At 50.3% G+C, this 14,812-nt stretch carries 14 protein-coding genes; 8 read left to right on the top strand and 6 right to left on the bottom strand.

What is annotated here, in order from left to right:
• Nucleotides 1-5: 5 nt before the first annotated feature.
• From rsmB to rpsI, 6 genes are all read left to right on the top strand, one after another.
• Complete coding sequence (gene rsmB / locus ACINK7_RS03340; RefSeq protein WP_404359885.1) at nucleotides 6-1,295, top strand: 16S rRNA (cytosine(967)-C(5))-methyltransferase RsmB; 1,290 nt, start codon at nucleotides 6-8, stop codon at nucleotides 1,293-1,295.
• Nucleotides 1,273-1,863 (top strand): DUF4390 domain-containing protein, encoded by a 591-nt coding sequence (locus tag ACINK7_RS03335; protein ID WP_404359884.1) that lies wholly within the window; start codon nucleotides 1,273-1,275, stop codon nucleotides 1,861-1,863. Before rsmB ends, ACINK7_RS03335 begins: the two co-directional genes overlap by 23 nt.
• Nucleotides 1,845-3,989 (top strand): ATP-binding protein, encoded by a 2,145-nt coding sequence (locus ACINK7_RS03330; protein WP_404359883.1) that lies wholly within the window; start codon nucleotides 1,845-1,847, stop codon nucleotides 3,987-3,989. The genes ACINK7_RS03335 and ACINK7_RS03330 overlap by 19 nt, the downstream gene beginning before the upstream one ends.
• 20 nt (nucleotides 3,990-4,009) lie before the next feature.
• Entirely contained in the window at nucleotides 4,010-5,371 is a 1,362-nt protein-coding gene (locus ACINK7_RS03325; protein WP_404359882.1) for a sigma-54-dependent transcriptional regulator, read from the top strand.
• Between the two features lie 119 nt (nucleotides 5,372-5,490).
• Entirely contained in the window at nucleotides 5,491-5,919 is a 429-nt protein-coding gene (rplM, locus tag ACINK7_RS03320; RefSeq protein WP_404359881.1) for a 50S ribosomal protein L13, read from the top strand.
• Between the two features lie 11 nt (nucleotides 5,920-5,930).
• Nucleotides 5,931-6,323: a 30S ribosomal protein S9 gene (gene rpsI / locus ACINK7_RS03315; RefSeq protein WP_404359880.1), complete on the top strand. Its 393-nt coding sequence runs from the start codon at nucleotides 5,931-5,933 to the stop codon at nucleotides 6,321-6,323.
• 253 nt (nucleotides 6,324-6,576) lie between these two features.
• Here the strand turns inward: rpsI and ilvA are convergent, their stop codons facing one another.
• On the bottom strand, nucleotides 6,577-8,115 hold the full coding sequence (ilvA, locus tag ACINK7_RS03310) for a threonine ammonia-lyase, biosynthetic (RefSeq protein ID WP_404359879.1): 1,539 nt from the start codon (nucleotides 8,113-8,115) through the stop codon (nucleotides 6,577-6,579).
• 82 nt (nucleotides 8,116-8,197) lie between these two features.
• On the opposite strand from ilvA, the gene rpiA reads away from it, so the two are divergent.
• Nucleotides 8,198-8,851, top strand: a complete 654-nt coding sequence (gene rpiA / locus ACINK7_RS03305; RefSeq protein ID WP_404359878.1) for a ribose-5-phosphate isomerase RpiA — start codon at nucleotides 8,198-8,200, stop codon at nucleotides 8,849-8,851.
• Nucleotides 8,852-9,305: 454 nt separating this feature from the next.
• Nucleotides 9,306-9,731, top strand: a complete 426-nt coding sequence (locus ACINK7_RS03300) for a hypothetical protein (RefSeq protein WP_404359877.1) — start codon at nucleotides 9,306-9,308, stop codon at nucleotides 9,729-9,731.
• A 445-nt stretch (nucleotides 9,732-10,176) separates the two neighbouring features.
• Here ACINK7_RS03300 and ACINK7_RS03295 read toward each other — a convergent pair whose 3' ends face one another.
• The 5 genes from ACINK7_RS03295 to ACINK7_RS03275 all read right to left on the bottom strand — a co-directional run bounded on the left by ACINK7_RS03295 (nucleotide 10,177) and on the right by ACINK7_RS03275 (nucleotide 14,811).
• Entirely contained in the window at nucleotides 10,177-11,106 is a 930-nt protein-coding gene (locus ACINK7_RS03295) for a vWA domain-containing protein (RefSeq protein WP_404359876.1), read from the bottom strand.
• 236 nt (nucleotides 11,107-11,342) lie between these two features.
• Nucleotides 11,343-11,903, bottom strand: coding sequence for an MxaK protein (locus tag ACINK7_RS03290; RefSeq protein ID WP_404359875.1), 561 nt, complete (start codon nucleotides 11,901-11,903; stop codon nucleotides 11,343-11,345).
• Complete coding sequence (locus ACINK7_RS03285) at nucleotides 11,900-12,883, bottom strand: VWA domain-containing protein (protein ID WP_404359874.1); 984 nt, start codon at nucleotides 12,881-12,883, stop codon at nucleotides 11,900-11,902. The genes ACINK7_RS03290 and ACINK7_RS03285 overlap by 4 nt, the downstream gene beginning before the upstream one ends.
• Nucleotides 12,880-13,803, bottom strand: a complete 924-nt coding sequence (locus ACINK7_RS03280; RefSeq protein WP_404359873.1) for a nonribosomal peptide synthetase MxaA — start codon at nucleotides 13,801-13,803, stop codon at nucleotides 12,880-12,882. The genes ACINK7_RS03285 and ACINK7_RS03280 overlap by 4 nt, the downstream gene beginning before the upstream one ends.
• 153 nt (nucleotides 13,804-13,956) lie before the next feature.
• A complete protein-coding gene (locus ACINK7_RS03275) occupies nucleotides 13,957-14,811 on the bottom strand; it encodes a DUF58 domain-containing protein (RefSeq protein ID WP_404359872.1) in 855 nt (284 codons plus the stop codon).
• Between the last annotated feature and the right edge of the window lies 1 nt (nucleotide 14,812).

Genomic DNA, 14,812 nt, shown 5'->3' with positions numbered 1-14,812 from the left:
CCTCTGTGAACCTAAGAAACCTCTCGGCCCGGATTGTGAGCCGGGTATTGAAGGAAGGCCAATCGCTAACCGCAGCCCTCGAACAATCGACCGGCACGATCGAATCCGCCAATGACAAGGCTTTCGTTCAAGCGCTATGCTATGGTGTCATTCGTGAATTTTACCGGCTCGATTTTCTGCTCGGACAATTATTGAATAAACCGATCAAAGACGATGAGATCAAGGCCTTAGCCATTATCGGTCTTTATCAGCTCGAATACATGCGCGTTAAAGCCCATGCCGCAGTTTCCGAAACGGTTTCGGCCGCTCCTCGAAAAAAAGCTTGGGCAAAACCGCTGCTCAACGCCATCATGAGAAACTACCAAAGACGCAGAGATGAATTACAATCGCTGGCCGACAACGACCCGGTAGCGGCAAGCAATCATCCGCAGTGGCTAATCGACACGATCGGCTCAAATTGGCCGGAACAAGCCGGACACCTATTGGTCGAAAACAACCTTCAGGCACCAATGACTCTGCGCGTCAATTCAGCACGCATCGGCCGACCCGAGTATAAAGAGCTACTAGCCGCCGCCCAACTCGGTGCAATCGAGACTTCCGAGTGCCCTTCCGCGCTCATCCTTGAGCGGCCGGTCCCGGTCGAACAATTGCCTGGATTTTCCGAAGGCTTAGTTTCGGTACAAGACCTCGCTGCGCAATTTTCGGCCGGATTACTGGACCTAAAACCGAACCAACGAGTGCTCGATGTCTGTGCTGCCCCCGGCGGCAAATCAGCACATATTCTGGAAATGCAAACGAATTTATTCGGGCTCACGGCGATCGACATCGATGCCAATCGCATGCAAAAAGTCCGAGATACTTTAGGGCGCTTGAGGCTCGATGCCGAATGCATTGTCGCGGACGCTTCCCAACCTAACGACTGGTGGGATGGTGTTCGGTACGACCGCATTCTACTCGATGCGCCGTGTTCAGCACTTGGGGTAATACGCCGACATCCGGACATAAAATTACTGCGCAAACCCGGCGATATAGCCCCATTACAACAACTCCAGCAAAAGATCCTCGAAGCCATATGGCCTTTGTTAGCCCCGGGCGGCTTACTGGTTTATGCGACGTGTTCGATTTTGAAGGAAGAGAATGAACTGCAAATCCAAAGGTTTTTAAATCATCACCAAGATGCTACGGAATGGCCTATTGATTGTAACTGGGGCATGGCAAGACCTCATGGCAGGCAAATATTGACCGGCAGTCAGGCAATGGACGGATTTTATTATGCGCGTATTCGTAAGCACTAACCGCCTACTTTCGATAGGCTTATGGATCGCGCTACTCGCCGGACTGCTGGCTCGACCGGCTTTTCTTCACGCGGACGACTCGAAGATTGAAGTCCGAAGTATCGACTTCGCATTGAGAGACGGCCAATATTACTTATCCGCAGATATCCACTATCAATTGACTCAAACCGCTCGCGAAGCACTGCAAAAAGGCATTCCTTTATACTGGGACGTGTTGATTAAAGTGGTTCGCGAACGTACTTGGATTTGGAATAAAACCCTGGTCGATTTCAAAATTCGTTACCGCATTCAATATCACGCCTTATTAAACCACTACCGAGTCACTAATATCACTTCCTCGGACAGCACGAGTTATGCATCGCTTTCCGCGGCATTAGCCGGCATGTCGACAATTCGTAACATTGCCGTACTCAATGAAGGCGATATCGCTGAGGACGAAAGCTATCAGGTCGGCGTCAAGACTCGTTTCGACCGCGAAGCACTACCCTTGCCGCTACGCCCCGCCGCATACATCAACCCGCAGTGGTATTTATCAAGCGATTGGTTACAATGGCCCGTGCAAAAATGAGATTTCCCCTTGCCCCGTTAATTGCGGTGCTGTTCGGATTGGTTTTGCTGTCTTTGCAATTAATGAGTTCGGCAACCCAAGAATCCTCGCAACTCAACGAGATGTATTCATCTTTGCTGATTATCAATGCACTGGGCTCGGTCGTCTTGTTGGGGTTGATTGGCGTCAACATCGTCTCGCTTACCCAACAGCTCAAAAAACGCGAAGCAGGGTCTAAGCTAACGATTCGCATGGTCTCGCTGTTCGTACTGTTGGCGCTGGCGCCCGCCGGCATCGTTTTCTTCTTTTCGATGCAATTTTTACATCAGGGTATCGATAGTTGGTTCAATGTCGAAATCGACCGGGCGATGGAAGACTCGCTTGAACTCAGCCAAGCCTCCCTTGACCAACGGATGCGCTGGCATTTACGGCAGACACAGCAACTCGTCGACCAACTGTACGAAACCAAGTCCGAAACGCAACGCATGGACGACCTGGAAAAAATACGCGCCCAAGCCGGTGCAGCAGAAATGACCTTGTTTTCCAGGCAAGGTCGCATCATTGCTTCGAGCAGCATCAACCCCGGCGATATTATCCCTCATCTTCCCGACGAACATGCCTGGCTGAACGTGCGCCGCAACGACCATTATGTCGCGCTCGACTCGACCAAGGAAGGACAGCTGCGGGTACACGTCATCGTCGCTGTCAGTACTCAAGACATTCAATATCTTCAGGCATTGTACCCGATCCCGCTTAGAATTATGGACCTAGCCGATTCGGTCGAATTCGCATTCGTGCGCTACCAGGAAATGAATTTTCTACGGGATTCGTTGAAACTAAGCTTTTCGCTAGCCTTATCGCTGGTATTGTTGATGAGTCTATTAGCAGCGATCTGGGTCGCATTTATCAGCATCAGAAACATCGTCGCGCCGGTCAAGGAGCTAGTCAAAGGTACGCAAGCTATCGCAGCGGGCCATTACAACCAACAGCTTCCGGTTCTGACCCAGGACGACTTGGGGTTTCTGGTTATCTCGTTCAACGACATGGCCCAACGTATCGCCAAGGCCCGCGACGAAACCCGTCTGGCCGGCATCGAAGTGGAGAATCAACGCGCTTATCTGGAAACAATTCTAGCCAACCTGACGGCCGGCGTGATAAGTTTTGACAAGGATTTTAGAATCCGCACGGCCAACCAGGCCGCCTACCGTATCTTTCATCTACAAGTCAGCGGATTTTACGGGCAAACTTTGTTGGACTTGTCAAAAGAGCACTCGGATTTAGCCGATCCTTTGCGAAAAATTCAACATTTGCTTGAAAATGCCGAGGATATTTGGGAGCAACGCATCGCCTTCCTGGGTCCCAACGGCCTGCAAGAACTGTTATGCAGAGGAACCCCGCTCTACTCGCCCGAAGGCCGTAGCATAGGAGCTGTCGTCGTGTTCGACGATGTCACCGACCTAATACAAGCGCAAAAAAATGCCGCGTGGGGTGAAGTCGCCCGGCGCCTGGCTCACGAAATCAAAAATCCGCTAACGCCAATACAACTATCGGCCGAACGCCTGCAACACAAGCTCGCCAATGAATTGCAACCAAAATCGCTTGCGATATTACAGCGCTCCACCGAAACCATCGTCCAGCAAGTCGAAGCGATGAAAGAAATGGTGGATGATTTCTCCGAGTATGCCAGAGTCTCTAAAAAGCAAACCGAGCACATCAACCTGCCGTCGCTAATACAGGAAGTTCTAGCCCTTTACGCCTCACAGGGCGGTGCGAAATTTACCACTTCGGTCGAAGAAGAGATTATGATGATCAACGCTGACCGAATCAGTATTCGACAGGTTCTGCACAACCTGATAAAAAACGCCTTAGAAGCCACTGAAAAAAACGGCAACGTAAAAATCACAGTGTCTAACCGATTTAAAAATAATGCCCGGTTCGTCGAAATGGCTTTTCATGATGACGGCCTAGGCATTAAAGAAGAACATTTGGATAAAATATTCGAACCTTATGTGACAACCAAGGCAAAAGGTACCGGCTTAGGACTCGCCATCGTCAAAAAAATTATCGAGGAACACGGCGGAGCCATTTGGATCGATACAGGTTATAAAGCCGGGGCGGGCTTCGTGATCCAACTCCCAGCCGTATAACGTTATTACTTACTTAAATTATGAATGCAAAAGCAGCACACATCTTAGTGGTCGACGACGAACCGGATATTCGTCGACTGGTTCATGAAATCCTGGAAGACGAAGGCTACGAAGTCAGCACCGCTGAAAACGCAGGCCAAGCTAGGCGATTAAAGAACGAAAAAAACCCGGATTTGATCTTACTGGATATCTGGATGCCCGACACAGACGGGATAACGCTCCTAAAGGAATGGATCGCCGAAGGCGGTTTTGCCTCGCCGGTGGTGATGATGTCCGGTCACGGATCAGTCGAATCCGCCGTTGAAGCCACGCGACTAGGCGCTTATGACTATCTTGAAAAACCGTTGTCTCTGGCCAAATTATTGTTGATCGTCGAGCGGGCACTTGAATCGCGTCAATTGCAAACCGAACTGCCTGTTCCGAAGGCATACCAAACATTGGATTTCGAACCGGTCGGGAAAAGCGCAACGGTTGCCCGAATTAAAGAACAACTGAAGCGTCTCGCGCAACACGATACCCGCGTCCTGTTCGTCGGCGATGCCGGTGTCGGTAAAGAACTCTATGCGCGTTATCTACATAACAACAGCGTACGACGGGACTGGCCGTTTGTCGACGTCGCGGTCGGTAGTCTTTCCCCTGAAAACTCGGTAATCGAATTTTTCGGCAAGGAAGAAAACAGTAAAGTGATGCCGGGGTTGCTGGAACAGGCTCACGGCGGAACCTTGTTCCTTTCGGAAATCGCCGGCATGGACAAGGAATCGCAATTAAGACTACTCAGCGCATTGGAATCTCGATCCTTTTTGCGTAGCGGAGGCATCCAATCGGTCAGCGTCGACGTCAGGATCGTCACCTCGACCCGAGTCTCGCTCGAAGAAGAAGTCAAGGCAGGCAGGTTTCGACGGGATTTGTATTATTTGCTCAACGAAGTCACGATGGAAATTCCGCCGCTACGCGAACATAGCGAGGACGTACCGGCTCTGCTCGGGTTCTATGTCGATCATTTCATGAATCAGGAAAAGCTACCGTTTCGAAAATTCTCGATGGCGGCCCAAAATTATTTAAGGAATTACAGTTGGCCCGGCAATGTGCGCGAACTGAAAAACCTGGTTCAGCGCTTGATGATACTCGGCGTCGGCGACGATATGGAACTCGACGAAGTCAAAGGCGCATTGGGCGCAGTAGTCGAACAAACCAGCGGCAGCTCGTCGGTACCGGAGTTTTATAACTTACCATTGAAAGAGGCGCGGGAACACTTCGAAAAAGCTTATCTCGAATACCATTTCGAAAAATCCGGCGGCAGTGTCGCCAAACTCGCTTCGATCATCGGCATGGAACGGACGCATTTATACCGTAAATTACACGCATTAAATATCAAGCTATAGAAAAACAAAAGCCTAAAGCATGACCACGCATAGGAAACAATAAATAAACTTGAAAAAGCCTTGCAACTCTAGTAACATTCCCAGTCTTTTATTGGGTCCTAACAGAATAAACAGTAACGATGAAAACTTTTAGTGCAAAGCCAGCAGAAGTTAAGCGCGATTGGTACGTAGTTGATGCAGAAGGGAAGACGCTAGGTCGCCTTGCCACTGAAATTGCAAGCCGTCTGCGCGGAAAACACAAACCCGAATACACACCGCACGTCGATACCGGCGACTATATCATTGTCGTTAACGCTGAAAAAATCGCAGTGACCGGCAATAAAGAAAAAGACAAGATGTATTACCGCCACACAGGCTATATCGGTAATATGAAAGCCGTTAACTTAGGCAAACTCAGACAAACCTTCCCGGACCGTATTATCAATACAGCCGTGCAAGGCATGTTACCAAAAAATCCATTGGGCCGCGCAATGTTCAAGAAATTGAAAGTTTATGCGGGTCCTGAACACGATCATCAGGCTCAACAGCCGAAAGTTTTAGAAATTTAAGCGGGTAGATCATGGCAGCAGCTCAGTATTATGGAACAGGCCGTCGTAAAAGCGCTATCGCACGCGTTTACGCAACCTCCGGAACCGGTAAAATCACTATCAACAGTCAAAGCATCGAGCAATATTTCGGTCGGAAAACCGACCAAATGATTTCTCGGCAACCGCTAGAATGCGTTGATATGACCGACAAATTCGATGTCAATATCATCGTCAAAGGCGGCGGACCTTCCGGTCAAGCCGGTGCAATACGTCACGGACTTGCCCGGGCATTGATGGAATACGACGAAGCGCTGCGCCCTTCCCTTAGAAAAGCAGGATACGTCACTCGCGACGCACGCGTAGTAGAACGTAAAAAAGTTGGCTTGCATAAAGCCAGAAAACGTCCTCAATACTCCAAACGTTAATCGCTCACCCGATTACCGAACCCAAAAAGGCCGTATTCCACCGAATACGGCCTTTTTTTATGTCCAGCACCTAGACGTCGAGCAGTGAGCGGTGAATAGTGAATAGTGAATAGTGAATAGTGAATAGTGAATAGTGAATAGTGAATAGTGAATAGTGAATAGTGAATAGTGAATAGTGAATAGTGAATAGTGAATAGTGAATAGTGAATAGTGAATAGTGAAATGATGCGACACTTCATGCGCTTGTCAAGTCCTATTTTCCCCTTTCACCCTCTCCCCCGCCGGCAAACAAATCGTAAGCCGGATTAGCGGTTTGTTCCGCAAACTCGAACCCTAAACGATCCAAGCATGCCTCAAACTCGTAGCGCTCGGTATTGGGCATTTGCAACCCGATCAACACCCGTCCGAATGCCGCACCATGATTACGGTAATGAAACAAACTGATATTCCAGCGACCGCCCAAAGCCGTTAAAAACTTCAACAAGGCACCCGGACGCTCAGGGAATTGTAAACTGTAGACCACTTCATTCAGCGCACGCGGCGCATGTCCGCCGACCATATAGCGGATATGCTCCTTGGCCAAATCGTTCGCTGTCATGTCGACGACGAAAAACCCTTCAGCTTCGAGACATCTAATTAAATCCGTTTTATCGAAATCGTCGCCGCTCGTCGAAAGACCGACGAATACATTGGCTTTCTTTGCATCAAAATAACGGTAATTAAATTCTGTGACATTACGACTGCCGAGCATTTTACAAAAACGCAAAAAACTACCAGGCACTTCAGGAATTTCGACAGCCAACAAAATCTCTCGATGCTCGCCGACCTGAGCTCGCTCGGCAACATAGCGCAAACGATCGAAATTAATATTCGCGCCGCTTTCAATCGCGATCAGCGTTTGATCGACGATTTTTCGGATTTCGACATATTTTTTCAAGCCGGCCAAGGCCAGCGCACCGGCAGGCTCGGCAACCGAACGAGTATCGTCGAAAATATCCTTGATCGCCGCGCAAATTTCATCGGTATTGACCGTAACAACCTCATCGACCGTATGCCGCAAGACCCGAAACGGCTCTTCGCCGATCTGCTTGACCGCGACACCATCGGTAAACAGACCGACCTGCTTAAGCACAACCCGCTCGTTCGCCTTCAAAGCCTGATTCAAACAATCGGCATCGTCCGGCTCGACACCGATAAGCTTGACCTCGGGGCGTACGAATTTGATATAGGCCGCAATGCCCGCAAACAAACCGCCACCGCCGACCGGTACGAACACCGCATTGAGCGCACCAGTTTTCTGCCGTAAAATCTCCATTCCGATCGTACCCTGCCCGGCAATAACATCGATATCGTCATACGGATGAATGAAGGCCATATTTTTCTCGGCGGCGATTTCTCGTGCCCGCCCATAAGCTTCGTCATAGGAATCGCCGAACAAGACGATCTGGGCGCCTCGTGTGCGCACCGAGTTAACCTTAATTTCGGGCGTCGTTTGCGGCATCACGATCAACGCATCGATACCAAGCATCTGCGCCGACAGAGCCACGCCTTGCGCATGATTGCCGGCCGATGCCGCGATCACGCCATTAGCCTTAGCTTTCTCGTTTAACGTCGCAATCTTGTTGTAAGCGCCGCGCAATTTAAACGAAAAGACCGGCTGCAAATCCTCACGTTTCAAATAAACATCGTTTCTGAGGCGCTTAGACAAGTTCGGCGCATAATCCAACGGCGTTTCTTCCGCGACATCGTAGACGCAGGCCCTTAATATTTTTTCGATATACTGGCTTAACATACTTAAAAAACGGATGAGCTCTCGAATTAGATGCGTTATTATCACACATTAACAATAACCACTAACCTGAAAATAAAAAACTATGACACAAGACGAACTCAAACAAAAAGTAGCCTACGCGGCCCTGGATTACGTTAAAGGCGTTTCGATTGTCGGCGTCGGAACCGGGTCGACCGTATTTCACTTCATTAATGGCCTGGCCGAAATGAAATCGGGCATCGAAGGCGCAGTATCCAGCTCCGAAGCTACCACGGCTCACCTAAAAAAAATGGGCATTCCGGTACTGGATTTGAATGATGTCGGCACGCTCGAGGTCTATGTGGACGGCGCGGATGAAATCGATCCGAATAAGAAATTGATCAAAGGCGGCGGCGCCGCACTGACCCGCGAAAAAATCATCGCCGGCGCCAGTAAGCAATTCGTTTGCATAGCGGACGGCTCCAAACGCGTCGACGTGCTCGGCAAATTCCCGCTACCGGTGGAAGTCATTCCAATGGCAAGAAGTTACGTCGCTAGAGAAATAGTCAAACTGGGCGGCCAACCGGTCTGGCGTGAAAACTGCGTGACCGACAACAGCGGCCATATTCTCGATGTGCATAACCTAAACATCATCGACCCAAGCGAATTAGAAAAAACTATAAACAACATTCCAGGCGTCATCACGGTCGGTCTTTTCTCGCTACGCCCGGCCGACATCGTGCTGGTCAGCGAAGGCGAAGAAATCATTACTTTCTAAGCGATTTTTCGGGCTGCGAATCAAATTTTATATCGTTCGCTGCCCGAAATTCTCCAATGCTTTGGATAGACGACAACAATCAACTACTCCCTTTATACTCAAAAATTAGTTAACTTTATGAAGGTATGGGGTGTGGCTAACGAGGATGTCGGCAGCAGGGAAAGCTGCCGTCAAGCCCCCATGGATGGGTTTACCCAGCACCTAAATTCCATAGCCCATTGGCTATGTTAACTCTCTGGGATAATTTAGGTGCTGGGTTTACGGCGGTCCTCGATAGACACATCCCATACCTTTTATTCTTAGACGGTTTTTCAATCAAAAGGGAGTAACCCAAAAAATTAATAAATTCTAATCCATGCATTGCGCCATTGATTACGTTAGAATCAAACTTCACTCGCATTCAACAGAACTCTGCTGTATGCGGCTGCCCTCTAACACACGATAGGAGCGCATTATGAAAACCAAACCCTTACTTATTTTAACGACCCTTATCGCTATAACTGGTTGTGGTAATTCCGACGATACGGCAAAAGTCGAAAAACCCGACACCTCAACCAAACCGATCAAAAAATCCGTTTCCGATGCCGCCGAATCCGTAAAGGAAATCACCAAAGAAGCCGCAGAAGCGGCGCAAGAGAAAACGAAAGAAGCATTGGAAAAAGCCGACGAGACAAGGTCTCAAGCCGTCGAGGAAGTAAAAGAATCGGCTGAATCAGCTGCCGAAAGCGCTTCTGAGGCGGTCGATGCGACCAAAGAAGCCATGGAAGATGCCGCCGAAAAAGCCAAGAAAACAGCCCAACCCGCCCTTGATAGCCTGAAGGAATCCACATCGAAGGTAATCGAAGAAATCAAACCGGATGACGGCGATAAGGCCGAGTAAGCCTCGCTATCGACAAACATCTGCGCACAAGGATGTGCCGATACCGGTCATCGAAACGCACCCAACTGTTTCTCAATTTCTCACCAACCTACCGCCTCACCACCATTAAGTTATACCTTTCGCACTTCAAATTTCGGCAGTGCCGGAGGAGGCCTCGGGGTGCTCGGTAAAGGCTTTGCCAGCATGGATCTGGCATAGAGCCTACATGGACGTATTCACCCAGCACCTAAATTAGCCATCATATTAAATTATTGCCAATGACCTATGGAATTTAGGTGCTGGGTTCACGGCGTCCTTTGACGGGCACCCCCTAGGCCGAATTTTCATCTACGATGAGTATAACGGAAAACCTTTATCCGTCATGGCCACACATTATCAATGGCAGGCTTTTAAGGCACATTAAAGCCTAAAGTCAGCATGACTTAATGGCAGCAGCCAACCGCCTTCAAACAAACACCGCCAACAACAAAACCAATGCGGCAAGCGCCGCGCGCCAGCGCACATCGTTCTCGACTTGTTTTTGTTCGGCCAAATCGCCGCCTCGCAAGGCTTCGAAAAGTAGCTCGCTACCGGTCAACCGATGGTAGTGCAAACCGGCTTCGGCGCTTAGCTGTTGTAAATAGGCCTCATGCAAATAACTCAGGTGCTCGTTACCAGCCACAGCTTCGCTACCGAAGGGAGCATTGCGGGCGTTGTAGCCCTCGATTTCTTCAGGATTCAAGTTGGACAGACCGAAAGTCGAACGATGCGGCACATCATCGGCCTTATAAAACCCCTCCCGCTCGCCCCGACTGTTGTATTTCGGTATCGGCGCCGGCTCCATGCCGCCGACACCGACCAGCAAACCGTTTATTGCACTCTTAATGCCCGAAAAATCGGCCCGATAACGCGGATTGACCGGCGGCGCTTCCTGGCCGTCGGTCATGAACACCAAACGGCTGCCGCTATCTCGGCGCATTTCCAAGGTATTCAACAATCCCTTGGCGATACGGCTGTCGGCGGCCCAGGCCATGCGCCAATCCAACGCTGCAATCGCGGCATCGATCTCGGCAAACCCCGAACACACCTCGACCGGCTCAAACAAAACCGTCGAGCGCCGCTCGGTGAAAACGCCCAATCCGACTTTCGATTCGCACGGCAACTTCAGCAACAAGTCGCGCAAGCTTTGTTTAACGAACTCTAAACGGCTCACCGCTTGGCCGTCTGCCTTGTAATCCTCAACATTCATACTACGCGTGATATCGATAATGAATGTCAAATCATAAACCGGGCTTTTGCGTTGTTCGCTAGGATGAATAAACAACACGGCAAGCGCAATGACGGCCGCGGCCAGATACCAAAAACGGTAATCCTTGAAGATTTGTCGTGAATACATAAGCTCTTTATTGATTCTTTTTGGTTGTAAGTCTTCAGACACCCTTCGCTGTTTCCCATACTCCGATTTGGGAAAGCTTTCACGTAAGTTCTTGGCTTAGGTCTCGAGAAGCTGGAGCTTCTCGTACCGCATTCCCAAGCAAAGAGCTTGGGAACGAGCGAATACTGGCTATTCCTCTTTCCTCTTTCCTCTTTCCTCTTTCTCAACCACCCAATCGCCGCTAACTGCTAACCAACTCAAGGCAAACCGCGTGGAAATCCCGGTACCGTCGTCCATAACTTCGACTTTTTGTTTTCGGGCTCGTCATCGCCAATGTTGACGCGGTTCATTTCGGGCAATAACCGCATGGCGACTTCGAGATTGTATTTCGCATCCCAAAAGCCGCTATTCAAGACCAGGGCCTGACGATAGGTTTGCTTGGCAAGCCCGGCCAGCGGTAAAGCTTCATTGAAATTTAACGCTTCAGTTTGCTCGACCGCTTGCGCCAGATACAAATTACCGAGGTTGTAACGGGTTTTCATTTGCAGTTCCGGCCCGCCCAGGTCGATAATCAAATTCAAGGTCGCCAATGCCTCGTCGTAACGGTGCATTTGCCGTAGATAAATCGCGCGGGCCAGGCGAACTTGCGGCTGCGCGCCGATCACCTTGTCGATGGCGATATCATGCCCCGACAGCAATTTTGCTATCCATTCGTTTTCGCGTTCGATTTGATTTAAAGTCCAGAGCTGGACAATGACCGACAGACAACCGGCGGCAAACAGCGTCCAACCCACACCTTGCCGTAACGACACCTTCATCTTCGTACCTCGCAACTTTTCAAAGCCAATAGCAACAACAATAAAATGAAGGCCCAGCGATAACATAACCCGGATAAATCCTGCTTCGGAATCCGTTCGAAATAATGCAGCGGCCGGTTTTCCAGGGTATTGATATCGGCTATCGCCTTTTGCACCGCATCGGGGTTTTCGGCTTCGTAAGCCTGATACGGCACATTGAGACTTTTAAAAAACAAATGTAGATAACGCTCCGGCATCGCATCGCTGTTATCGTTTCGAGAATCTTCGGGCACATCGAATATGCCGGGGCTGTTTTCGGTACGCAAAAACACCCAATACAAGCTGATTTGCTGCTGCTTGATCAACTGTCTCAAGGCCTGCTCGCTGTCGGGGTCGATCGCCGCCGCACCATCCGAAATCAACAATAAAATACGGGAGCCGGTCAACGGCTGTTGTTCGAAAAATGACGCGGCCAGACTCAATCCTTTGCTGATGTTGGTATAAGCCAAAGCCGGCGCAGACGTCGCTGCAATCGCCGCCTGCACGGCCTGTTTGTTTTCGGTCAGCGGCATCACGAACAACGGCGAGGTACTGAAAGCCGTAACGCCGATGCGGTCATGCTTGCGTTTTTCGACGAACTCGGTCAACAAGCGCCGGGCCGTTGCCGATTTCGATTCGTTCGAACCGTCCGGCGCCCTGCCGGCAAACGTATCGTCCATGCTGCGGCTTCGGTCGAGCAACAACACGATATGCGCACCTCGCCCGATGCGCTCGACTTTTTGTTCCTTCAAATACACGCCTGACAGCCCGAGCGATAGTGCGGCGATGGTCGACATTCCGATGACACGTAAGAGCAAAGCCAACAAACCGGACAGCCAGTCGGCAGGTACGATCGCGAGCCATGAATAGGCCGACGGCGCCGCGCCGGTCTTGAGTAGCGACAACACCATCAACAACAACCCGACCAAGGCCCAGGGCGCTTCAAAAGCGATATCGCTCACCGTCCGCCTCGCTCGACTTCACGGCATAAGCGGCATAGACGTTCTATCTTGTCGAAGTCATCCCGCCCGATGTCGCCGTAACCGGCGAAAAAATAGCGATTGGACACTTCAAAAAAATCATTCAACTGACCGGCTAATTTACGATAATCGGGTTGGTTTCGATAAAACTCATTAAGCTTGTGTTGAAACAAAGGTTTGCGGTTCAATGTGTTAAGTGCATGATGAACCACACTCAAGGCCGTTGCGAGATCCCGTTCAGGCAAGCGCGCCAATTTCCGCTGGGCCCGCTTGAAAATACCGCGTCTCGGCAAGCCCGGAAGACATCCGTAAAGATAGCTCAGATAAAGCGCGCTCAGCGCGACAATAAATAGACTCGCAAACAGTCGCCATACCGTATCGTCATTCGACAGGCCGCCAGGCGGAACATCCGGACGCATGTATTCACCGCCTTCGTCTTTTCGAACCGCCAGTTCGCGTAACGGCGAAATCGTGAAATGCCAATCCGGCACGTCTTGATCTATCGTTTGCGCCCCTTGTTTGAAGTACACGGAAAACCCCGGAATCGCCAGCATTTTGACTTCGAGCGGCGCATAAAAAACCTGATAACGGATATCGATGACATGACGCATACCCTGCCCGATCTGACTTTGCGAATGCTCGACCTGGTTGACCGTTAACCACCGGTTCAATTCTCCTGGCTTCGGCAATGTATTGTTGTTCAATTCGATGCCGGCGCGTGTATCGATGACGATACGATGAGCGATTTCATCGCCGATGACATAACCGAACGGCTTCGGCGTTAAAAACTCGAAGCGACTGACCGATTGTTGCAGCGATCCGGAACAACCACTGATCAAAACCCCTAGTAACAACGTCAACCTCAGTATGCATTCCCACGCGGAGCACTCATCGTTATTCATTTGTTGTAGATACCCTCTTGTAAACTTAGCCAATGTGACCTCGATACCATTAATTGTCACCTAAAGTTCTCGGCTTCGACATCGCGATCAGGGGATCGCTCCCACAAAGATCCCCCACTCACCATTCACCATTCCCCTTTCACCTTGCCCCTCTCACACCCCTCTCTGCAGAAAATAATTCGTCAATGTCGAAGCCTCGTAACGACCCTCGATGAACAATGGCTCCGCACCCTTGGATCTGAACCAATGCTGTAATCTGCCTCTGCGCTGCTCGAAAGCTTCGATGATTTTCCGCTTCAATCCGGGACGCATGAGCAAGGTCCGGGTGCGCTTGTTTTCACTGTCCTGAAACTTGACGATGCCCCACTCCGGCAAGTCGGCATATTCGGCCGGATCCCACAACACGAGCGGAACGACGGCATGCCTGCCTAAGAGACCGGCAAGACGTGACAATCGATTCAGATCAAAATGAAAATCCGATAGCAGAAAGATCAAGGACCGCCGCAGCGGCAAATAAGGCTCCACCTGAAACAAGCCGTTGCCGCCTTGCCTGCTTTGAATGCGAGACAAATCCCTAGCCAATTCCTGCACGCGGCCCATGCGTAAGCCTTTGGGAAACAGCCATTTTTTTTCGATACCATGTCCGCAGCCGATGAAACCGAAATTGTCACCGGATTCAAAAGCCGATTGTGCGGAGGACAGTAAAAAATCGGCCGCGACCTGTAATTTCGACGGCTCCCCTGGCACGGACATCGACGCAGACAGGTCGGCGATCACGAACACGTCGATTTTACTGTGCTGTTGAAAGACCTTGACCCGGTAATGACTAAACGGATCGAGCAGACTGGCCCTTAAATCCAAGCGTCTCGGATCGGGGCTTGCCAACAACGACTCGTGCCGCTTGAAGAGTTGTCCGCTACCGACCATTTGACCGGGATGAACGCCGGGAATCGCGCAATAACCCGGATGTGCCAAACGGTAATGGAAAGTCTCTATCGCTAATGCCATC

It is taken from the genome of Methylotuvimicrobium sp. KM1, from assembly GCF_044788715.1.
In the GTDB taxonomy this organism is placed as follows: domain Bacteria; phylum Pseudomonadota; class Gammaproteobacteria; order Methylococcales; family Methylomonadaceae; genus Methylotuvimicrobium.
The sequence above is the reverse complement of the archived record's forward strand: the minus strand, read 5'-3'. Positions and strand labels throughout refer to the sequence as shown.

Bases quoted from the DNA above. Each gene is read 5' to 3' on its own strand.
- ACINK7_RS03335 (WP_404359884.1), top strand. From the start codon at position 1,273: ATGCGCGTATTCGTAAGCACTAACCGCCTACTTTCGATAGGCTTATGG.
- ACINK7_RS03330 (WP_404359883.1), top strand. From the start codon at position 1,845: ATGGCCCGTGCAAAAATGAGATTTCCCCTTGCCCCGTTAATTGCGGTG.
- ACINK7_RS03325 (WP_404359882.1), top strand. From the start codon at position 4,010: ATGAATGCAAAAGCAGCACACATCTTAGTGGTCGACGACGAACCGGAT.
- rplM (WP_404359881.1), top strand. From the start codon at position 5,491: ATGAAAACTTTTAGTGCAAAGCCAGCAGAAGTTAAGCGCGATTGGTAC.
- rpsI (WP_404359880.1), top strand. From the start codon at position 5,931: ATGGCAGCAGCTCAGTATTATGGAACAGGCCGTCGTAAAAGCGCTATC.
- ilvA (WP_404359879.1), bottom strand. From the start codon at position 8,115: ATGTTAAGCCAGTATATCGAAAAAATATTAAGGGCCTGCGTCTACGAT.
- rpiA (WP_404359878.1), top strand. From the start codon at position 8,198: ATGACACAAGACGAACTCAAACAAAAAGTAGCCTACGCGGCCCTGGAT.
- ACINK7_RS03300 (WP_404359877.1), top strand. From the start codon at position 9,306: ATGAAAACCAAACCCTTACTTATTTTAACGACCCTTATCGCTATAACT.
- ACINK7_RS03295 (WP_404359876.1), bottom strand. From the start codon at position 11,106: ATGTATTCACGACAAATCTTCAAGGATTACCGTTTTTGGTATCTGGCC.
- ACINK7_RS03290 (WP_404359875.1), bottom strand. From the start codon at position 11,903: ATGAAGGTGTCGTTACGGCAAGGTGTGGGTTGGACGCTGTTTGCCGCC.
- ACINK7_RS03280 (WP_404359873.1), bottom strand. From the start codon at position 13,803: ATGAATAACGATGAGTGCTCCGCGTGGGAATGCATACTGAGGTTGACG.
- ACINK7_RS03275 (WP_404359872.1), bottom strand. From the start codon at position 14,811: ATGGCATTAGCGATAGAGACTTTCCATTACCGTTTGGCACATCCGGGT.